This is a genomic window from Variovorax sp. LjRoot130 (genome assembly GCF_964253755.1).
Taxonomy (GTDB): Bacteria; Pseudomonadota; Gammaproteobacteria; order Burkholderiales; family Burkholderiaceae_C; genus Variovorax.
Map to the genome: position 1 here is coordinate 501,981 of NZ_CAXURM020000001.1, position 18,737 is coordinate 520,717.

Below are 18,737 nucleotides of genomic sequence, written 5' to 3' on the forward strand. Positions count from 1 at the left end.
CTTTCCTCAGGCGAGCGCGCAGGCTTCTGCGAAGTCCAGGCGCGGCAGGCGGCCGAACAGCTTCGAGGGGTCGCCGTGGCCCAGGTTGATCAGGAAGTTGGTGGTCCAGGGCGTGCCGGTGAAGAAGGCGGCGTCGATCTTCGCCCTGTCGAAGCCGGACAGCGGCCCCGCATCCAGCCCCAGCGCGCGCGCGGCGAGCAGCAGGTAGGCGGCTTGCAGCGTGGCATTGCGAAAGGCGGTTTCGCGGGCGGCCTCGACGCTGCCGGTGAACCAGCTTCTGGCGTCGGCATGCGGGAACAGCGTGGGCAGCTTGTCGTAGAAGGCGCTGTCCCAGGCCGCGATCACGGTGACCGGCGCGCTCATCGTCTTCGCCAGATTGCCCTTCGACAAGGCCGGCGCCAGGCGCGCCTTGCCCTCGGGCGTGCGCACGAAGACGAAGCGGCCCGGTGAACAGTTGGCCGAGGTCGGCCCGGTGCGCGCCAGCGCGTAGACCTGTTCGAGCAAGGCGTCGGAGACCGGCTCAGGGCGCCAGCCGTTGTGCGAGCGGGCCTCGGTGAAAAGAAGTGCCAGGGCGGCGTCGTCCAGGGAGGGTTTCATGCGGGGACTCCAGGTGCGCCCACGCGCGCCAGGAAGGCGAGCAGGCTGCGGTTGAAGAGCTCGGCCTCGGTCACGCTGTGTGCATGGCCGCCATGGGGCACGCACTCGAGGCTCGCGTGAGGCAGGCCCTCGGCGAGGCGCTGCGAGCAGGTCCAGGGGACCAGCACGTCGTCGGTGGCGGCTGCCACCAGCGCGGGCGCGGCGATCTCGACCAGCCGCGCGTCGACATCGAAGGCGCGCAGCGCACCGATGCGCGCGCGCATGTTGGCCTCGCCGGGGAAATGCGCGAGCGCATGCTCGACTTCGTCGGCCACGCGCTGCGCGTGGGCGGCGCACCAGGCGGCGGGGTAGAGAAAGATGGGCTGCGCCTCGACATAGGCGCGTGGGCCGCAGGCGCCGAGCAGCGCCAGGCGCGCGTCGAAGCAGCGGGCCGAATGCGGATTGGGCTTCGACCACGCGTTGACGAGCACGAGGCTGGCCACGCGCGAGGGTGCGTCGAGCGCGAGCTGCAGGCCGACCAGGCCGCCGAGCGCGTGGCCCACCAGGTGGCAGCGCGCCGTCGAGGTGGCGTCGAGGATCTCGATCACGTCGCGCGCCATGTCGGCGATCGCATAGTCGGCCTGCAGGTCGACGGGGCTGCGGCCGGTGCCGCGCTGGTCGTAGGCGATCACGCGGTGGCCGGCCCCGATCAGTGCAGCGATCTGCGGCAGCCAGAAGCCCGCCGAGCCGCCGAGGCCCGAGGACAGCAGCACGGCCTCGCCCTCGGCCGGCCCGTGCACCTCGTAGTGCAGCGGCATGCTCAGGCCTTCTTGCCCACGTGCGCGATCGAGGCGATCTCGATCAAGGCGTCGGGCTTCACCAGGCCGCACTGGATGCAGTAGCGCGCCGGCTTGGTGCCGGGGAAGAACTCGGCATAGACCGCATTGATCTTCACGTAGTCGGCCCAGTCCTTGATCATGATCATGTTGAAGGTCACGTCGTCCATGGTGCCGCCGGCGGCCTCGACCACGCCCTGGATGGTGGTGAGCACATGGCGCGCCTGCGCGCTCGCGTCGCCGACATGGACCACGTTGTTGTCCTTGTCGAAGGGCAGGGTGCCCGACACGTAGAGCACGCCGTCGGCGAGCGTGCCGGGAACGTAGGGTGCGAGCGGCACGCCGGTGCCGGGCGGGATGATGGCTTGCTTGGGCATGGTTCGTTGCTCCTTTCGGGAAAGTGAAATCAGGCAGTGACCGCTTCGGCCGCTGCGGGTTGGGTGGCGGCCTCGGGCGCGAAGGTGCTGCAGAAATCGTCGACCTTCGAGACCCAGCCGAAGAAGGTCTCGACGTTGTAGACCGCGGCCTGCTGGATAGCGGGGCCGCCGAGCTCGTGCGTTGCGTCTTCGAGCATCACGGCGAAGTACTCGAGGTGGAAGGCGTCGCGCAGCGTGGACTCCACGCACACGTTGGTGGCAATGCCGGTGAAGACCAGGTTGCGGATGCCGCGCGCGCGCAAGCTGCTGTCGAGCGTGCTGTTGAAGAAGCCGCTGTAGCGGGTCTTGGGAATGACGATGTCGCGGGCCTGCGGCCGGAGCGAATCGACGAGCGCGTAGTCCCAGCCGCCCTTGGCGAGGAACTTGCCTTGCAGCTCGGGCTTCTTGCGCATGGTCTTGAGCGCGTTGGACTTGTACCAGTTGGGCGAGCCGGGGCCGCCGGCTTCCACGTAATCGGCGTCCCAGCCGTTCTGCAGGAACACGACCAGCATGCCGGCCGCGCGCGCGGCGGCGATGGTGCGCGCGATGTTGGCGATCACGCCCTGCGCGCCCGAGATGTCGAAGCCGGCGGTATCCACATAGCCGCCGATCGAGGCGTAGGCGTTCTGCATGTCGACGACGATCAGCGCCGAGTTGGCGGCATGCAGCGCCAGCGGTTCGGGCCGGGCGGGCAGCACCAGCGGCGCGGGCGCGCCCGGTGCGTTCGGCACGCCCACCGGCGTGCTGGAGGCGATGGTGGTGTTCTTCATGGCGGGGTCACTTCGAATCAGGCGGCCAGGCGCTCGACGGCGACGCGCGAAGGCACGGGGCTCGCGATGTGCGTGCGGCTTTTCATCAGCGGCTGGATGTGCTCGCCGAAAGCCTCCACGCCGAGCACGAAGTCGTCGAAGGTCAGCAGCACGCCTTCGGTGCCGGGCACCTCGGCGACTTCGTCGAGCAGGCGCGCCACCGTCGCATAGGAGCCGACGAGGGTGCCCATGTTGATATTGACCGCCGAGGTCGGGTCGGCCATCTGGCGCACGTTGGTGTCGGCGCCCGACTTGGTGTCGGCCGCGCTCTGCTGCGTGAGCCAGGCCAGCGCTTCCTGGTCGGCGCCGGCCTTGTAATGCTCCCACTTGGCGCGCGCGGCTTCGTCGGTGGCATCGGCGATCACCATGAAGAGCACGTAGGAGGTCACGTGGCGGCCGGTCTTCTTCGTCGCCTCGATGAGCTTCTCGGCCGCCGGCGCAAAGGCCTTGGGCGTGTTGACGCCCTTGCCGAAGCAGAAGTTGTAGTCGGCGTACTTCGCGGAGAAGTCCATGCCGGCGTCGCTCTGGCCGGCGCAGATCACCTTCATGTCGGCCTGCGGCTTCGGGCTCACGCGGCAGTCGTCCATCTTGAAGTGCTCGCCCTTGAAGTCGGACTGCCCGGTGGTCCACAGCTCGCGCAGCACCTGCACGTATTCCGACAGGTACCGGTAGCGGGTCGCGAAGAATTCGTCGCCGGGCCACATGCCCATCTGCGAGTACTCGGGCTTCTGCCAGCCGGTGATGAGGTTGAGCCCGAAGCGGCCGTTGGAGATCGAGTCGATGGTGGAGGTCATGCGCGCCACGATGGCCGGCGGCATGACCAGCGAGGCCGCCGTGGCGAAGAGCTTGATCTTCGAGGTGACGGCGGCCAGCCCGGCCATCAGCGTGAAGCTTTCTAGGTTGTGATCCCAAAACTCGGTCTTGCCACCGAAGCCGCGCAGCTTGATCATCGAGAGCGCGAAGTCCACGCCGTAGTGCTCGGCCTTCTGCGTGATCTGCTTGTTGAGTTCGAAGCTCGGCTTGTACTGCGGAGCGTTCTCCGAGATCAGCCAGCCGTTGTTGCCGATGGGGATGAAGATGCCGACGTTCATGCGTTGCGCTCCTGGACCGAAGGTGAGGGATGGGCTGTGGGCGCAACGCCGAAGGACGCGCGCCGACGGTCTTATGCATAGGCCGTGCCATTTGGCTAAGTCTTTTAAAATCAACCACTTGCAGGTTTCCGTCGGTAGAAGTTGGACCAAATGGTCCAAAATGGAGCGTTTGGTCTGTGCGGTCGTGGCCGGCCTTGGTGCAAGGACCCCGCACAATCACCGTCAGTTGCCTGTTTCCTCTGCCATGCCCAAGACCAAACTCCGCGCCGCTGCCGTCGGCGGCACCGCCGACGACGTCGAGGCCGCCTTCTACGAAGCGCTGCAGCGCGGCGATATCGATGCATTGATGGTCTGCTGGGCCGACGAGGACGAGGTGTTCTGCGTCCATCCCGGCGGCCCGCGGCTGGTGGGCACCGAGGCGATCCGCGCCGCCTTCGAGCACATGTTCGCCAATGGCGCGATCCACGCCACGCCGGCACGCGTGCGCCGGGTCGAATCGCTCGCGAGCGCGGTGCACAACGTGCTGGAGCGCATCGAGGTGCTTACCGCCGAGGGGCCGCGCCATGCCTTCGTGCTGGCCACCAACGTCTATCACAAGACCGCCCAGGGCTGGCGCATGGTGGCGCACCATGCAAGCCCGGGCAGCGTGCACGCGCCCGAAGACGAGGACGACGCTGCCCCCCAGACGCTTCACTGACATGCAATACGTCGCACCCCTCTGGCTGCCGGGCGGCAACCTCCAAACCATCTGGCCCGCGCTCTATGCACGGCGCCTGGAGGCCCCTTTGCCGGCCTATCGGCGCGAGCGCTGGGGCACGCCGGACGGCGACTTCATCGACGTGGACTTCCTCGATGCGGCCGGTTCCGGGCCGAAGCCGCTGCTGATCCTGTTCCACGGCCTCGAGGGCTCGTCGAAGAGCCACTACGCCGAGGCTTTCGCGGCCTTTGCGATGGTCCGCGGATGGGACTATGCGGTGCCGCATTTCCGCGGCTGCAGCGGCGAACTCAATCTCGCGCCGCGCGCCTACCACTCGGGCGACTATGAGGAGATCGGCTGGATCCTCGGGCGCTTGCACGCGCAGCATGGCGGGCCGATGCTGGCGGCAGGTGTCTCGCTTGGCGGCAATGCGCTCTTGCGCTGGACCGAAGAGGCGGGTGACGAGGCCTCGAAGCTGGTCAGCGCCGTGGCCTCGATCTCGGCGCCGCTCGATCTGGCCGCCGGCGGCATGGCGATCGGCCGCGGCTTCAACCGGCTGGTCTACACGCGCATGTTCCTGTCGACCATGAAGCCCAAGGCGCTGGCCAAGCTGGCCCAGCATCCGGGCCTGTTCGACCGCGACAAGCTCCTCGAGGCCCAGGATCTCTACGCCTTCGACAACGTGTTCACCGCGCCGCTGCACGGCTTTCGCGACACCGACGACTATTGGACGCGGGGCTCGGCCAAGCCGCATCTGCACGCGATCCGCATTCCCGCGCTGGCGGTGAATGCCACCAACGACCCCTTCGTGCCGGCGGCCAGCCTGCCGCGCCAGGACGAGGTCGGCCGCCACGTCACGTTGTGGCAGCCGGCCCATGGCGGCCATGTGGGTTTTCCGCTGGGCGCGCCGCCCGGCCATGTGCGCGGCATGCCGGAGCGCGTCGGCGGCTGGCTTGCACAGCATTTGAGCGCTTGAACTACAGCCGCGCGGCCCGATCCGCGCCAGAATGAGCGCCATGGACGACATCGTCAAACAGGCGCTCGCCAAGTGGCCCAACGTGCCGCACTGCTACGGCTGGCTCGGCCTGGACGCGCGCGGCAACTGGTACATGCGCGACGACCGCACGCAGGCCATGGGGCCTTTTCCGGTGGCCAAGGGCTCGCTGCTCAAGCACGACAAGCTGATCGATTTCATCCAGCGCAACTATGAACACGACGAGCGCGGCCAGTGGTTCTTCCAGAACGGCCCGCAGCGCGTGTACGTCGAGCTCGAAGCCGCGCCGTGGATCTGGCGCGTGGCCGAGGACTTCTCGGTCCGTTCGCACAGCGGCTTGGGCGTAGAGCCCTCGGCCTGCCTGCTCGACGAGGAGGGCAAGCTCTACCTGGTGGCGCCGCTCGGCCTCGGGCTGGTCCATACGCAGGACGTGGGCGTGGCGGCCGAGGCGGTCGAAGCGGGGCGCTGGGCGCCGGAGAACGTGCGCGCCGCGGAACTGCCTGCGCGCTTCGGCCATGTCATGAGCCCGGCCGCGGGCCAGCCGGTCAAGCAGCCGGCGCGCTGAATCCATCTCGCGCGCCAATGAAAAAGAGCCCGCATGCGGGCTCTTTGTTCGAGGAGATGGACTTTCTTACTTGGCCGCTGTTGCAGCCGCCGGTGCGGCCGCGGCATTGGACGCCGCGCCCTCGGGTGCCGCTGCCGCGGGACGGTCCGGCACCGGGAACTTGGCGCCGCCCGAATTGGCCAGGTAGGCCACCGCACGGCCGATCTCGACATCCTCGAAGTCGCCGCCGCCCTGCGGGGGCATGGCGCCCTTGCCCTTGAGCGCATGCTCGAGCAGCGTGGCGTAGCCCTGGCCGATGCGCGGGCCCCAGGCCGCGGCATCGTTGAGGTGCGGAGCAGTGGGGATGCCGGGCGCGCCGTGGCAGGCCACGCATTGCGCCTTGAACACGGCTTCGCCGGCGGCGAGCGGCCGGTTGGCATCGCGGATCTCGATCGAGCCGACCTTCTTGAGGCGTTCGGCGATCTCGCGATCGCGCGCTTCCTTCGACACGCCGTAGAGCGACATGTTGTCGCCTTGCGCATCGCCCGAGGGATGGGTGCCGGAGACCACGTAGGAGACGAGGCCCGCGATGATCAGGATGGGAGCGATGAACGAGAAGAAGACCGCGAGGAGCAGCTGTTTCGGGTTCTTGATCGGGCCGGTGTGGGCGTCTTCTGTGGCCTGGTAGTGCGGGTCGTCGCTCATTGGCGTCCTCAATATCGGGGGCTCTTCGGGGGCGTTTTCGAAATCAACCGGCGATTATAGAGAGGCGCCCCGGGGGCGCCTCTCTGACCCTCTCATCGTGTAGCCCAGCCGCCGCCCAGTGTCTTGTAGAGCGCAACCTGGCTCTGCAACTGCAGCAGCCGGGTCTGCACCGCCGCCTGCTGCACGCTGTAGAGCGAGCGCTGCGAATCGAGCAGGTCGAGTGCGCTTGCGATGCCGTTGCGGTAGCGCAAATCGGAGAGCTTGAAGCGGACCTCCTCGGCGTTCGATTGCGCGCGCAGGGCCCGCAGCTGCTCGCCGAGCGTGGCGCGGCCGGCGAGCGCATCGGCGACCTCGCGGAAGGCCGTCTGGATCGACTTCTCGTACTGCGCCACCGCGATCTCGCGCCCGGCCCGTGCCGAATCCAGCCCGGCCTGGTTGCGGCCCGCATCGAAGATCGGCAACGTGATCTGCGGTGCGAAGGACCACGCCTTGGAGCCCTTGTCGAAGAGGCCCGAGAACTCGCTGCTCGCGGTGCCGATCGACGAGGTCAGCGTGACGCGCGGGAAGAAGGCCGCGCGCGCCGCGCCGATGTTGGCATTGGCCGCGATCAGCTGCTGTTCGGCGGCACGGATGTCGGGCCGCTCGCCCAGCAGGTCGGAGGGCAGGCCGGCCGGCAGGTCCGGCATCGGCGCGATCGCATCGAGACCGCGGCCGCCTTCGGTGGCCGCAGCCGGCACCGGCGCGCCGAGCAGCAGGGCCAGTGCGTTCTCGTCCTGCATGCGCAGGCGCTGCTGCTCGGCGTAGGACGCACGCGCGGACTCGGCCAGCGTGTCGGCCAAGCGGAGGTCGATCTCCGAGACCACGCCGCTGTCGAAGCGCATGCGCGTGAGCTTCTGCGACTCCTCGCGCGTTACCAGGGTCTGGCGCGTGAGCTCGAGCAGCTGGTCATCCGCGATCAGCGTGAGCCAGCCGCTGGCGACCGCACCGATCAGGCTGATCTGCGCCGCCTTGCGCGATTCCTCGGTGGCGAGGTACTGCGCCAGCGCCTGCTCCTTGAGGCTGGCGACGCGGCCGAAGAAGTCGAGTTCCCAGGCGGTGATGCCGAGGTTGACCGAATAGCTCGATGCCACGCTGCCGCCCACGCCTATCGCCTGGAGCGCGTTCGGGCTCGAACGCGAGCCGCTGGCCGTGAGATCGAGCGCGGGAAACTGGGCCGCGCGCTGGATCTGGAACTGCGCGCGCGCCTGCTCGATGTTGAGCACGGACACGCGCAGGTCGCGGTTGTTGGCCAGCGCGGTCTCGATCAGCTTGGCGAGGCGCGGGTCGGTGAAGAAGTCCTGCCAGGCGAGCGTGGAGGCGGGCGATTGCGCGCTGCTGGCGGGCTGCGCGCCCGGGTAGACAGCCGGCACGGGCGCGGCAGGGCGCTCGTACGCCGGGATGAGCGAGCAGCCGGCCAGCACCATGGCTGCGGCGCCGGCCAGCGCGGTGGAGACGAATTTCTTTTTAGTCATGGGCTGGGGCTTCCTCGATGCCCGCGGCTTGCGCGTGGCGCTTGTCGACCTCGTGCTGGCGCTCGCTGCCCTTGAACAGGCTGCGCACGACCACGAAGAACACCGGCACGAAAATCACCGCGAGCGCGGTGCCGGTCACCATGCCGCCGATCACGCCGGTGCCGATCGCGCGCTGGCTCGCCGAGCCTGCGCCCGTGGCCAGCACCAGCGGCAGCACGCCGAGGCCGAAGGCCAGCGAGGTCATGATGATCGGGCGGAACCGCAGATGGGCGGCGGCCAGCGCCGACTCGACCACGCCCTTGCCCTGCGCCTGCAGGTCCTTGGCGAACTCGATGATCAGAATCGCGTTCTTCGCCGACAGGCCGATGATGGTGATCAGGCCGACCTGGAAGTACACGTCGTTCGAATAGGCGCGCAGCAAGGTCGCGAGCAGCACGCCCAGCACGCCCAGCGGCACCACCATGATCACGGACAGCGGAATCGTCCAGCTCTCGTAGAGCGCGGCAAGGCACAGGAACACGGCCAGGATCGAGAAGGCGTAGAGGATGATCGCCTGCGCGCCGGCGAGCTTCTCTTCGCGCGACTGGCCGGTCCATTCGTAGCCGAAGCCCGGCGGCAGCTGCGCGGCGAGCTTTTCGATCTCCGCCATCGCGGCGCCCGAGCTGTAGCCCGGCGCCGCCGAGCCTGAGATGCGGACCGCGGGGTAGCCGTTGTAGCGCACCGTCTGCTGCGCGCCGGTGATCCAGCGCGTGCTCGCGAAGGCCGACAGCGGCACCGGCTCGCCCTTGGTGTTGCTGGCGTTGAGCCTGAGCAGGTCGTCAGGTTGCATGCGCGCCGGCGCGTCGGCCTGCACCACCACCCGCTGCAGGCGCCCCTGGTTCGGGAAGTCGTTCACGTAGGTCGAGCCCAGCGCCGTCGACATCGTGCTGTTGATGGCGTCGAAGCTCACGCCCAGCGCGTTCGCCTTGTCGCGGTCGATGTCGATCTGCAGTTGCGGCGCGTCTTCCAGGCCGTCCGGGCGCACCTGCGTCAGGATCGGGCTCTTGCCGGCCATGCCGAGCAGCTGGTTGCGCGCGTTGACCAGCGCCTCGTGGCCCGCGCCGCCGCGGTCCTGCAGGCGGAAGCTGAAGCCGCTGGCGTTGCCGAGCTCGGGGATGGGCGGCGGCGACAGCGGGTAGATGAAGGCATCGCGGATGCCCGACAGCGCTCCGAAGGCGCGGCCGGCCACCGCCTCGGCCGAATGGCTCGGGTCGTGCCGTTGCTCCCAGTCCTTCAGGGTCACGAAGGCGAGGCCGGCGTTCTGGCCCTGGCCCGAGAAGCTGAAGCCCAGCACCCCGACCATGCTCTCCACCTCGGGCTGCTTCAGGATGTACTTCTCGACATCCTGCATCACCGACAGCATGCGCTCCTTCGTCGCACCCGGCGGCAGCTGCACGTTGACGATGATGTAGCCCTGGTCTTCCTGCGGCAGGAAGGAGGTGGGCAGCTGCCGGTACACCAGCACCACCGCGCCGATGATGGCCACGTAGATCACCAGGTAGCGCGCCGCGCGCTTGAGTATGCGCGCCACCAGGCTCTCATAGCCCTTGGCGGTGCGGGCGAAGCTGCGGTTGAACCAGCCGAAGAAGCCGCGCTTCTCGTGGTGGTGGCCGGCCTCCACCGGCTTCAGCAGCGTGGCGCACAGGGCCGGCGTGAGCGACAGCGCCATGAAGGCCGAGAAGCCGATCGAGGCCACCATCACCGCCGAGAACTGGCGATAGATGTTGCCGGTGGAGCCGGCGAAGAAGGCCAGCGGCACGAACACCGAGATCAGCACCACCGTCACGCCGATGATGGCGCCGGAGATCTGGCGCATCGCCTTGCGCGTGGCTTCCAGCGGCGAGAGGCCTTCCTCGCTCATGATGCGCTCGACGTTCTCCACCACCACGATCGCGTCGTCCACCACGATGCCGATCACCAGCACCATGCCGAACATGGTCAGCACGTTGATCGAGAAGCCCAGCGCCAGCAGGATGCCGAAGGTGCCCAGCAGCGCGATCGGCACCACCACTGTCGGGATGAGCGTGTAGCGCCAGTTCTGCAGGAACAGGAACATCACCAGGAACACCAGCGCCACCGCCTCGAACAGCGTCTTCACCACCTCGGTGATGGAGATGTTAACGAAGCGAGAGCTGTCGTAGGGGATGGTCCACTTCACGCCCTGCGGGAAGTAGCGCGCGAGCTCGGTCATCTTGGCGCGGATCGCCTTGGCCGACTGCAGCGCGTTGCCGCCGGGAGCGAGCTGCACGCCGATGCCCACCGCCTGCTCGCCGTTGAGGCGTGCCGAGGTGGCATAGCCCTGGCCGCCGAGCTCGATGCGCGCCACGTCCTTGAGCCGGACGGCGGAGCCGTCGGTGTTGGCGCGCAGCACGATGTCGCCGAACTGCGAGGTCGTGGTGAGCTGGCCGTTGACCACCACGGTGGCCGCGATCGCCTGGCCCGCCACGTTGGGCAAGTCGCCGATGGTGCCGGAGGACACCTGCGCGTTCTGCGCGCGGATCGCCGCGTTGACCTCGGCCGCCGACAGGTTGTAGCCCTGCAGCCTGGCCGGGTCGATCCAGATGCGCATCGCGCGCTCGGTGCCGAAGAGCTGGGCCTGGCCTACCCCGGCCACGCGCTGCAGCTCGGGCACCACGTTGCGCGATGCGTAGTCGCCCAGCGCCGTGGTGTCGATAGCCGGGTTGTCGGAGGACAGCATCGTGAACAGCAGGAAGTTGTTGCGCGACTTGTCCACGCGCACGCCCTGCTGCGTCACGGCCGCCGGCAGCCGCGGCGTGGCGCGCGACAGCCGGTTCTGCACGTCCACCTGGGCGAGATCGGCGTTGGTGCCAGTCTCGAAGGTGATGGTGATGGTGCCGGTGCCGTCCGCCTGCGCCACCGATTCCATGTAGATGAGGCCCGGCGAGCCGTTCATCTCGCGCTCGATGACCGAGAGCACGCTGTCCTCCAGCGTCTGGGCCGAGGCGCCGGGATAGGCGACGTTGACGACGATGGCCGGCGGTGCCACCGGCGGGTACTGCGCGATCGGCAGCTGCGTGATGGACACGGCGCCCACCACGATGACGAACAGCGCGATCACCCACGCGAAGATCGGGCGGTCGATGAAGAACTTGGCCATGCGGGGACGCTCCTTACTTACTGCTTCGCGGCGGGAGCCGAAGCGGCTGCCGCGGCAGCAGGAGCAGCGTTCGCAGAGCCGGCGGAAGCCGGCGTCGGCGCCTTCCAGGGCACTGCCTTCACCGGCGCGCCGGGCGGCATCATCATCAGCTTCTGGAAGCCGTCGACCATGACCTGCTCGCCGGCCTTCAGGCCATCGAGCACGATCCACTGGTTGTTCTGGGCCGCGCTGATCTTCACCGTGCGCTTGTGCATCTTGCCCTCGGCATCGACCACCGTCAGCGTGTCGCCCTGCTGGGTGCGCGTGACCGCTTGCTGCGGCACGGTGATCGCGTTGCTGACCTGGGCCTGCTCCACCTTCACGCGCACGTAAAGGCCGGGCAGCAGCTCGCCCTTCGGATTCGGGACTTCGGCGCGCAGCGTGACCTGGCCGGTGGTGGAATCGACCGTCAGGTCAGAGAACAGCAGCTTGCCCGGCAGCGCGTACTCGCTGCCGTCTTCCAGCAGGATGCGCACGCTGGCCGCGTCGGCGCCGCTGGCGCGTTTGAACTGGCCGGCCTCCATCGCGCGGCGCAGTCTGAGCACGTCGCTGGCCGATTGGGTGAAGTTCACGTACATCGGGTCGATCTGCTGGACCACGGCCAGCGCGGTCGCATCGCCCTGGCCCACCAGTGCGCCTTCGGTCACCAGCGCGCGGCCGATGCGGCCGGAAATCGGCGCCGTCACGCTCGCGTAGCCGAGATTGATCTTGGCGGTCTGCACCGAGGCGCGGCCCACCGCAACATCCGCTTCGGCGGTCTTGGCCGCGGCCACGGCATTGAGATATTCCTGCTTGCTGACCGCGTTGGCTTCCACCAGCGGCTTGTAGCGCTCGGCCAGTGCCTTGGCCTGCACCGCATTGGCTTCGGCGCGCGCCAGGCTCGCCTCGGCGCTCTGCGCGGCAGCGGCGTAGGGCGCGGGGTCGATGCGGAACAGCGGCTGGCCCGCCTTCACGTCGCTGCCTTCGCGGAACTGCCGCTGCTGCAGGATGCCGGCGGCACGGGCGCGCACTTCAGCCACGCGCGAAGCTTCGAGCCGGCCGGGCAGCTCGGTCACCAGTCCGACATCGGTCGGCGTGGCGACCACCACGCCGACTTCGGGCGGCGGCGGTGCGCCGCCGCCACCCTGGGCGGCGGCGGCCGGTGCTCCGCTCTTGCCGCAGGCCGCGAGCGCAAGCACCGCAGCGACCGCGGCCGTGACGGCCGCGCCGCGCGGCGAAAACAACGAATGACGCGAGACATGCAGTACAGGCATGCGATTCCTTTGAGCAAAGAAGGGGGACGGTACGTCGCGGCGCGGGTGCCTAAAGCATCACGGCGAGTCAGGCCATCGGGAGGCCCTCTAGTTTACATACATTCATGCATGTATAGTCATTAACCTCATATCCATAAGGGGGCATAGTGGTCCGACGTACCAAGGAAGAGGCGCAGGCGACACGGCACCGGCTGCTCGATGCTGCCGAAGTGCTGTTTCAAAGCCAAGGCGTTTCGCAGACCTCGCTGCAGCAGATCGCGCAGCAGGCCGGCGCCACGCGTGGCGCGATCTACTGGCACTTCAAGGACAAGGCGGATCTCTTCAACGCGATGATGGAACGCGTCACGCTGCCGCTGGAGGCGGCGACGCGTGAGGCGAGCACGACAGGCGAGGATCCGCTGGCGGCGATCGAGCGGGTGATGGTCCAGGCCCTGAGCCTGATGGTCAGCAATCCGCAGGTGCGGCGCGTGTTCGAGGTCGCCACGCTCAAGGTCGAATACACCAGCGACATGGACGCGGTGCTGCAGCGCCATCGCAGCGCGCGCAACGAATGCGTGGTCGATTTCGGCAATGCGCTGCAGCACGCGGCGCGCCAGGCGGACATTCAGCTGCCGATTCCGGTCAAGACCGCGGCCTACGGCCTGCATGCAGTGATCAGCGGGCTGATCCAGGACTGGCTGCTGGAGCCCGAGGCCTTCGATCTCGTGCCGGCCGGCCGCCACATCTTCCGCGTCTACCTGGCTGGCCTGGGGTTCGAGCGCCCGTCGATGGTTGTCGACGCAGCCTGCAAGGCCGCCGCCTGATGGGCGATAATGACCGGCTCCGGTCGCTGGCCGGAGCCCCATCTCGCTGTATTTCAACGGATAGAATTCGGCCCTCCGAAGGCTGAGATCCAGGTTCGATTCCTGGCGGCGGGACCAGAACATCGTTTCGTACAGTCTCAAAACAGCTCAGAACCCGCATGCTTCCTAGCATTGCGGGTTTTTCTTTGCCTCGCGCCGTCGCACCACGTACCATCACATCGCAGATAAATACCATCATTTTTGTTGGTATCCGTCGATTCGCAAAAAGCCGATACGTATCTGATCTTGCTAAGAAAAAGCGGTTCGGACGTGCCCCCCGCGAGAGCGACTGCCCGACATTTTCAGCGGAGTTGCGACCGTCTAGTACCAGCGGGCCGACTCGTTTCATGCGATGCCTGATTAACCCGTCTCTTTCGGTCTGTTGCGCCTAGCGACGGCTTGACGACGTATTGGTTGCCCTCCATCAGGTTTGAAACAGTCGTCTTCAGGGCGTAGGCCAACGTTCCTAATGTCCAGAGCGAGGGGTTTGCGAGTCCTCGCTCAATCAAGGAGATGTAGGTTCGGTCGAGTTCGCAATCAAAGGCCAGTTCGCCTTGCGACCGGTTCGCCTCAATTCTCAGCTGCTTGATCTTCTTGCCAAGTGCCACCGAAATCGGCTCTACGCGTGGTCGGGGCGACTTGTCGTTTCTCAATGGAGCCGTTGGCATGGGGCTCAACAATGTCGACATGACGAGTTAGAATCGACGGCATATACACTGCATAGAAATTGATGCTGTATGCGGGCGATTGGTACCTCGCGTTCACTGGGGCCGTTTGCGGCTCCGTCATCTCGCACCCTCGGCGAGCGTGGGAAGGCGCCCGAACGAGCACACGTGATTGCTCCAGCGCCGGGTGACACTGCTGAGCTCGAGCAGTACCGAGTTCCAGAAGGTCGCGCTTATGGTTAGAGCACAGGCGTCACCCTTCCCGACGGCCGAAAAGCTGAGGCTTCCTGCCAGTCTGTTGCGTCCGCGTGCTCGGTTCGCACCCGCGAAAAGCGAACCGCTATCGCGACTTGGAGAGCAGATCAAGGCGCTTCGCATTGCGGCAGGCAAAACGGGCGGCGAGCTTGCCGCGCAGTGCGGAGTCTCGAGTTCGCTGCTCTCGCGCGTCGAGCGCGGGTTGGTGTCCCCTTCGGTGGAGACGCTCAGCCGAATCGCCGAGGGCCTGGATGTCTCGCTGTCGCGCTTCTTCTCAGATCAGCGCAGCAGGTCGGATCTGTCGCTGGTGCGCGCCGGCCATGGCATCGTTGTGGATCGCATCGGCGCGGTGGAGAACTACCGGTATGAGCTGCTGGGGCACCTGCTGTCGGGCAATCTGTTCGTGGAGCCCTATCTTGTCCGGCTGTTGCCTGATGCCAAGCCCTATGTCGACTTCCAGCACCCGGGAATGAAGTTCCTCCACCTGACTTCAGGCAGGGTGCGTTACCGGTATGGCACCAAGGCGATGGACTTGAACCCCGGAGACTCCCTTCTGTTCGAAGCGAGCGCGTTGCATGGCATCGAGCAAGTCCAGGAGGTCCCGGTCAGCTACCTGGTCATCGTGTACACGATGCGGGAGTGAGAGGAACTGGACAAGGGCGAGGAACCCCCACGCGCGTGGGCGCAAGCGACCCGTATCCGCACACGGCGGGCGCAGCCGGCGACTCCGTTGACCCCCGACTTCGAACGCTACGCCGATGGCGGGGGCATGTACCTTCGGGCGAAGGCGGCCGGCAAGTATTGGCGTTTGGACTACCGCATCGACGGCAAGCCCAAGACGTTTCCCGATCTCATCGCACGCCGAGAAACAGCCGTCCAACGTCCGGATTTTCAAGCAGTTCGGTGCCCGTGCCCGCTATTGCGACCGCCCCCGAAACCAGCGCGTAGCCGATGTCGGCGAATTGGAGACCCTTCTTCGCGTTCTGCTCGACCATGATGATGGTTTTGCCGTCGCGTTGCAGGTCGGACAGGATTTCAAACACCATATCGATGAAGCGTGGCTCGAGTCCGATCGAAGGCTCGTCCACCAACAAGATGCGCGGATTCATCACCAGCGCACGCGAGATTTCGAGCAGGCGCCGCTCTCCGCCTGATAGCACGCGCGCCGGCTGGTGACGGCGATGGGCCAGGCTTTGATACCTTGCGAACACACGCTCGGCGGCGTTCCTGGCCTGGTCAGGCTGCTCCAGCAGGTAGCCCCCCATCAGGAGGTTTTCCTCCACCGTCATGTCGGGGAACACCGAGTTGTCCTGCAGGACGTAGGCGATTCCGGAATGCTCGAGCTTTTGGTTCGGCGACAAGCGCGTGATGTCCTCGCCGTTGACACGGATGCTGCCTCCGATGATACGGGTGAAGCCGTAGATGGAATGCAGCACCGTGGATTTGCCGGCACCGTTGGGGCCGATCATGCACAGCGACTGACCGGCGGCCACCTGCAGGTTCACGCCGTGGAGAATCTCCATCTTGCCGTAGCCTGCACGGAGGCTCTCGATGGACAGCTGTGGCCTGCCGCCGGCAAGCTCGGCGATGCGCTCGCGCGAAGGCCCCTCGCTGATCAGGAGCGCGGCCTCGCGCGCGACGTCATCGACCGAGAGCAGGTCTTCGTCCAGATCGGCGTCGTCGCGCCGCCGGTGTTTCTCATTCGCCATCAGCGCGCCCCCAGATAGGCATTGATCACACGCGGATCATTCTGGATGGCGTCGGGCTCCCCCTCCGCGAGCAGCTCGCCATGCGCGAGGCAGTAGATGTATTCAGCCAGCCGCATGATCACCCGCATGTTGTGTTCGATGACGAACAGCGTGATCCCGAACTCGCGGTTCACTCGCTGCAGCCGGCTGATCAGGCCGTTGATCAGTGTCGGATTGATGCCGGCCGTAGGCTCATCGAGCAGCAGCATCCTGGGTTCGTTCATGAGCGCCATGGCGAACTCGAGCAGCTTCTGCTGCCCGAAGGAAAGTTCACCCGCCTGAAGCTGGCGTTTGGCGTACAGGCCGACGAACTTGAGGAGATCCTCGGCCTTGCCGGTCTCGGCGGGCGAAACGCGGCGAAACATCGAGCGCCATCGATCGCCGGCCTGCGGCACGCTGATGATCATGTTTTGCATGCAGGTCATCCTGCCGTAGATGCGCGTTTGCTGAAATGTGCGCAACAGACCGAGACGGGCGATCTCAAGCACGCGCAAACTCGAGATCTCGCGCGCCTGAAAGCGGATCGAGCCGGCGTCGATGGGGTGATAGCCGACGATCGAATTGAACAGCGTGGTTTTGCCGGAGCCATTGGGGCCGATCAAGCCGACGATCTTGCCCTCGGGCACGTCGAGACTGATCCCGTTGTTGGCGACCACGCCGCCGAATGTCTTGCGCACGCCCTGGATGCTGAGGATCGCCGTCACTGATTGACCTCCGATCCTTCGACCCGGTGGCCGAACAGCTCCGGCCAGCGCTCGTGCACCCACCCGAGAATCCCGCGCGGGAAGAACACAACGATGATCACGATCAACAAGCCGAGCGCCACGCGCTGCCAGCCGAGCAGGTAGGTCCAGAACACCTCCTTGGTCAGGTGGAAGATCACCGCACCGATCACGGGACCCCAAAGCGTTCCCTTGCCGCCCAGGATCGCCATCAACACCATCCACACACCGAAGGTCGCGCCAGCAAACGCGACCTCGCGCGAATCGATGAAGCCGATCATGTTGCCCACGGCACCGCCGGAAAGTGCCAGAAACAACGCCGAGATGCACCACGCCGTGGTCTTGTACCGCGTCGTGCGCAGGCCCATCGCTTCGGCCTTGTCTTCATCGTCGCGGATGGCGTTGAGCGCAAGACCAAAGCGTCCGGCATACAACCAGCGCAGGAACGCAAAGGTGATGGCCACAAGTGCGAAGCAAAGGTAGTAGAAAAAGCTCTCGCGCCCGCCGATCGCGCCGGGGAACAACGGCGGGACCATGCCCGCGCCGGCGCCGATGAACTCCCAGCCGCTGGCAAGTTCGCCCGCGGCAATGCCAAGACCGAGCGTGCCGATGGCGAAGTAGTGTCCGCGCAAGCCCAGCATGCCGGACCCGAGCAGCGCGGCAGCGACGACTGCGAGCAGGGCGCCCACACCCAAGCCAAGGAACAGCGCCGGGAAATAACCGAGACCCGAGTCCCGCTGCACCACGGCACAGGCGTATGTGCCGATTCCGAAGAACAGGATGTTGCCGAAGGAGTTGTAGCCCATCTGACCGCCTTGCAGGTCCCAGGTAAGCGCGAACACGATCATCACCCACAGGAACGCCAGCTGCGTGCGGTAGTCGGGCACAAGGATCGGCGCCAGCAGCGCCAAGATCGCGACGCCGGCGTAGAGGGACGGGCGCGTGAACGCCGAGTTCATCGCAGGACTTTCCGCTTGCGACCGAGTGAGAATCGCCGCCACACGAGAATAACGACCAGGAGCCCATACACAAATGCCGCCTGGTATTCCGCGCCGAGGATGAATCCGGCGAAATTTTCGGCCGCGCCGAGCCCGAGCGCTGCGACGAACACGGCAATCACATTGCCGAGTCCGGCGAGGATCACGATCATGAACGAGCGCACCGTGTACGGCAGGCCCAGGTACGGATGCACGACCCAGGTCATGGCAACCAGGGCCCCGGCCGCCCCGCAGATCGCCGCGTTGATGCCGAAGGTCCAGGCGTACACCGCGTCCGTATCAACTCCCATGATGCGCGCGGCGCGCGCGTTCTGCGCCGTGGCCCGGATCGCCCGTCCCATGCGCGAACGCTTGAGAAACCACATCAGCGCAGCGCCGACCACCAGGGCCGCCACGAATGAGACGAGCTTGATCTCGGCGACCGTGACCCGCCCGCCGAACAGAAACAAGGTTCCGAAACCGGACTCGGCCGTGCGCACATTCGCGCCGAACAGGCCATTGGCGAGTTGCTGCAACAGAATGCTCAGGCCAAAGGTGGCGAGGATGGAAATGAACAGATCCTTGTCCACGATGCGGAAGATGACGCTGCGGTACAGCACCCAGCCGAAAAGGAACATCAGCAGCGCGGCCAGCGGAATGCCGAACAATGGGTGGATGCCGGCGGCATAGAGGAAGAACGCGGTGTAACCCCCGAGCATGACCAACTCACCCTGGGCGATATTGATCAGGTTCATCACGCCCCAGACGAGCGCCATGCCGTAGGCCGGAAGCACATAGATCGCTCCGATCAAAATGCCGTCGAGCAGCAACTGCACCGACAGCACGGGCGCGTCGAACAGCAACTGGAGGTTGTTCATCTCGCCATGCACCCCTCCCAGT

General features: G+C 66.5%; 19 protein-coding genes, 1 tRNA gene and 1 pseudogene. 7 read left to right on the forward strand and 14 right to left on the reverse strand.

Annotated features, from left to right (window positions below; translation table 11 throughout):
- Positions 1-6: 6 nt before the first annotated feature.
- The 5 genes from ACSQ86_RS02625 to rutA are packed head-to-tail and all read right to left on the reverse strand — an operon-like array spanning position 7 to position 3,728.
- Positions 7-597, reverse strand: coding sequence for a malonic semialdehyde reductase (locus tag ACSQ86_RS02625; RefSeq protein WP_436302577.1), 591 nt, complete (start codon positions 595-597; stop codon positions 7-9).
- Positions 594-1,394: a pyrimidine utilization protein D gene (rutD, locus tag ACSQ86_RS02630; RefSeq protein WP_436308442.1), complete on the reverse strand. Its 801-nt coding sequence runs from the start codon at positions 1,392-1,394 to the stop codon at positions 594-596. Before rutD ends, ACSQ86_RS02625 begins: the two co-directional genes overlap by 4 nt.
- A gap of 2 nt (positions 1,395-1,396) precedes the next feature.
- Positions 1,397-1,789 carry a pyrimidine utilization protein C gene (gene rutC, locus ACSQ86_RS02635; RefSeq protein ID WP_436302579.1) on the reverse strand — a complete coding sequence of 131 codons (393 nt, stop codon included), beginning with the start codon at positions 1,787-1,789 and terminating at the stop codon, positions 1,397-1,399.
- A gap of 29 nt (positions 1,790-1,818) precedes the next feature.
- Positions 1,819-2,598, reverse strand: a complete 780-nt coding sequence (rutB, locus tag ACSQ86_RS02640; protein ID WP_436308443.1) for a pyrimidine utilization protein B — start codon at positions 2,596-2,598, stop codon at positions 1,819-1,821.
- 17 nt (positions 2,599-2,615) lie between these two features.
- On the reverse strand, positions 2,616-3,728 hold the full coding sequence (gene rutA, locus ACSQ86_RS02645; RefSeq protein WP_436295061.1) for a pyrimidine utilization protein A: 1,113 nt from the start codon (positions 3,726-3,728) through the stop codon (positions 2,616-2,618).
- Between the two features lie 244 nt (positions 3,729-3,972).
- Here rutA and ACSQ86_RS02650 point away from each other — a divergent pair, with 244 nt between their 5' ends.
- From ACSQ86_RS02650 to ACSQ86_RS02660, 3 genes are read left to right on the forward strand one after another with little or no spacing between them, the layout of a single operon-like run.
- A complete protein-coding gene (locus ACSQ86_RS02650; RefSeq protein WP_093104961.1) occupies positions 3,973-4,425 on the forward strand; it encodes a YybH family protein in 453 nt (150 codons plus the stop codon).
- A gap of 1 nt (position 4,426) precedes the next feature.
- Positions 4,427-5,401 (forward strand): YheT family hydrolase, encoded by a 975-nt coding sequence (locus tag ACSQ86_RS02655; protein ID WP_436308444.1) that lies wholly within the window; start codon positions 4,427-4,429, stop codon positions 5,399-5,401.
- A 40-nt stretch (positions 5,402-5,441) separates the two neighbouring features.
- Positions 5,442-5,984, forward strand: a complete 543-nt coding sequence (locus ACSQ86_RS02660; protein WP_093104966.1) for a DUF2946 family protein — start codon at positions 5,442-5,444, stop codon at positions 5,982-5,984.
- A gap of 66 nt (positions 5,985-6,050) precedes the next feature.
- Here the strand turns inward: ACSQ86_RS02660 and ACSQ86_RS02665 are convergent, their stop codons facing one another.
- The 4 genes from ACSQ86_RS02665 to ACSQ86_RS02680 all read right to left on the reverse strand — a co-directional run bounded on the left by ACSQ86_RS02665 (position 6,051) and on the right by ACSQ86_RS02680 (position 12,628).
- A complete protein-coding gene (locus tag ACSQ86_RS02665; protein WP_436295063.1) occupies positions 6,051-6,668 on the reverse strand; it encodes a c-type cytochrome in 618 nt (205 codons plus the stop codon).
- 92 nt (positions 6,669-6,760) lie between these two features.
- A complete protein-coding gene (locus ACSQ86_RS02670) occupies positions 6,761-8,179 on the reverse strand; it encodes an efflux transporter outer membrane subunit (RefSeq protein WP_436302581.1) in 1,419 nt (472 codons plus the stop codon).
- Positions 8,172-11,336 carry an efflux RND transporter permease subunit gene (locus ACSQ86_RS02675; protein WP_436302583.1) on the reverse strand — a complete coding sequence of 1,055 codons (3,165 nt, stop codon included), beginning with the start codon at positions 11,334-11,336 and terminating at the stop codon, positions 8,172-8,174. The genes ACSQ86_RS02670 and ACSQ86_RS02675 overlap by 8 nt, the downstream gene beginning before the upstream one ends.
- Before the next feature lie 17 nt (positions 11,337-11,353).
- Positions 11,354-12,628: an efflux RND transporter periplasmic adaptor subunit gene (locus ACSQ86_RS02680; RefSeq protein ID WP_436302584.1), complete on the reverse strand. Its 1,275-nt coding sequence runs from the start codon at positions 12,626-12,628 to the stop codon at positions 11,354-11,356.
- 146 nt (positions 12,629-12,774) lie between these two features.
- On the opposite strand from ACSQ86_RS02680, the gene ACSQ86_RS02685 reads away from it, so the two are divergent.
- Together ACSQ86_RS02685 and ACSQ86_RS02690 are read left to right on the forward strand one after the other, a co-directional pair.
- On the forward strand, positions 12,775-13,431 hold the full coding sequence (locus tag ACSQ86_RS02685) for a TetR family transcriptional regulator (RefSeq protein WP_436302585.1): 657 nt from the start codon (positions 12,775-12,777) through the stop codon (positions 13,429-13,431).
- A gap of 42 nt (positions 13,432-13,473) precedes the next feature.
- Positions 13,474-13,548 (forward strand) — tRNA-Arg (locus tag ACSQ86_RS02690).
- A 224-nt stretch (positions 13,549-13,772) separates the two neighbouring features.
- Here ACSQ86_RS02690 and ACSQ86_RS02695 read toward each other — a convergent pair.
- Entirely contained in the window at positions 13,773-14,159 is a 387-nt protein-coding gene (locus tag ACSQ86_RS02695; protein WP_436302586.1) for a helix-turn-helix domain-containing protein, read from the reverse strand.
- Positions 14,160-14,412: 253 nt separating this feature from the next.
- On the opposite strand from ACSQ86_RS02695, the gene ACSQ86_RS02700 reads away from it, so the two are divergent.
- Positions 14,413-15,033 carry a helix-turn-helix domain-containing protein gene (locus tag ACSQ86_RS02700; protein WP_436306244.1) on the forward strand — a complete coding sequence of 207 codons (621 nt, stop codon included), beginning with the start codon at positions 14,413-14,415 and terminating at the stop codon, positions 15,031-15,033.
- Positions 15,034-15,087: 54 nt separating this feature from the next.
- A pseudogene (locus ACSQ86_RS02705) lies at positions 15,088-15,219 on the forward strand (hypothetical protein); the annotation flags it as partial.
- Positions 15,220-15,241: 22 nt separating this feature from the next.
- Here ACSQ86_RS02705 and ACSQ86_RS02710 read toward each other — a convergent pair.
- The 4 genes from ACSQ86_RS02710 to ACSQ86_RS02725 are packed head-to-tail and all read right to left on the reverse strand — an operon-like array spanning position 15,242 to position 18,715.
- Positions 15,242-16,099, reverse strand: coding sequence for an ABC transporter ATP-binding protein (locus tag ACSQ86_RS02710; RefSeq protein WP_436302587.1), 858 nt, complete (start codon positions 16,097-16,099; stop codon positions 15,242-15,244).
- Positions 16,099-16,842 (reverse strand): ABC transporter ATP-binding protein, encoded by a 744-nt coding sequence (locus ACSQ86_RS02715; protein ID WP_436302588.1) that lies wholly within the window; start codon positions 16,840-16,842, stop codon positions 16,099-16,101. Before ACSQ86_RS02715 ends, ACSQ86_RS02710 begins: the two co-directional genes overlap by 1 nt.
- Complete coding sequence (locus tag ACSQ86_RS02720) at positions 16,839-17,819, reverse strand: branched-chain amino acid ABC transporter permease (RefSeq protein ID WP_436302589.1); 981 nt, start codon at positions 17,817-17,819, stop codon at positions 16,839-16,841. The genes ACSQ86_RS02715 and ACSQ86_RS02720 overlap by 4 nt, the downstream gene beginning before the upstream one ends.
- A complete protein-coding gene (locus ACSQ86_RS02725) occupies positions 17,816-18,715 on the reverse strand; it encodes a branched-chain amino acid ABC transporter permease (RefSeq protein ID WP_436302590.1) in 900 nt (299 codons plus the stop codon). The genes ACSQ86_RS02720 and ACSQ86_RS02725 overlap by 4 nt, the downstream gene beginning before the upstream one ends.
- Positions 18,716-18,737 lie beyond the last annotated feature (22 nt).

Excerpts from the sequence above, each read along its gene's own strand:
- ACSQ86_RS02625 (WP_436302577.1), bottom strand. The coding sequence starts at position 597 with ATGAAACCCTCCCTGGACGACGCCGCCCTGGCACTTCTTTTCACCGAG.
- rutD (WP_436308442.1), bottom strand. The coding sequence starts at position 1,394 with ATGCCGCTGCACTACGAGGTGCACGGGCCGGCCGAGGGCGAGGCCGTG.
- rutC (WP_436302579.1), bottom strand. The coding sequence starts at position 1,789 with ATGCCCAAGCAAGCCATCATCCCGCCCGGCACCGGCGTGCCGCTCGCA.
- rutB (WP_436308443.1), bottom strand. The coding sequence starts at position 2,598 with ATGAAGAACACCACCATCGCCTCCAGCACGCCGGTGGGCGTGCCGAAC.
- rutA (WP_436295061.1), bottom strand. The coding sequence starts at position 3,728 with ATGAACGTCGGCATCTTCATCCCCATCGGCAACAACGGCTGGCTGATC.
- ACSQ86_RS02650 (WP_093104961.1), top strand. The coding sequence starts at position 3,973 with ATGCCCAAGACCAAACTCCGCGCCGCTGCCGTCGGCGGCACCGCCGAC.
- ACSQ86_RS02655 (WP_436308444.1), top strand. The coding sequence starts at position 4,427 with ATGCAATACGTCGCACCCCTCTGGCTGCCGGGCGGCAACCTCCAAACC.
- ACSQ86_RS02660 (WP_093104966.1), top strand. The coding sequence starts at position 5,442 with ATGGACGACATCGTCAAACAGGCGCTCGCCAAGTGGCCCAACGTGCCG.
- ACSQ86_RS02665 (WP_436295063.1), bottom strand. The coding sequence starts at position 6,668 with ATGAGCGACGACCCGCACTACCAGGCCACAGAAGACGCCCACACCGGC.
- ACSQ86_RS02670 (WP_436302581.1), bottom strand. The coding sequence starts at position 8,179 with ATGACTAAAAAGAAATTCGTCTCCACCGCGCTGGCCGGCGCCGCAGCC.
- ACSQ86_RS02675 (WP_436302583.1), bottom strand. The coding sequence starts at position 11,336 with ATGGCCAAGTTCTTCATCGACCGCCCGATCTTCGCGTGGGTGATCGCG.
- ACSQ86_RS02680 (WP_436302584.1), bottom strand. The coding sequence starts at position 12,628 with ATGCCTGTACTGCATGTCTCGCGTCATTCGTTGTTTTCGCCGCGCGGC.
- ACSQ86_RS02695 (WP_436302586.1), bottom strand. The coding sequence starts at position 14,159 with ATGTCGACATTGTTGAGCCCCATGCCAACGGCTCCATTGAGAAACGAC.
- ACSQ86_RS02710 (WP_436302587.1), bottom strand. The coding sequence starts at position 16,099 with ATGGCGAATGAGAAACACCGGCGGCGCGACGACGCCGATCTGGACGAA.
- ACSQ86_RS02720 (WP_436302589.1), bottom strand. The coding sequence starts at position 17,819 with ATGAACTCGGCGTTCACGCGCCCGTCCCTCTACGCCGGCGTCGCGATC.
- ACSQ86_RS02725 (WP_436302590.1), bottom strand. The coding sequence starts at position 18,715 with ATGAACAACCTCCAGTTGCTGTTCGACGCGCCCGTGCTGTCGGTGCAG.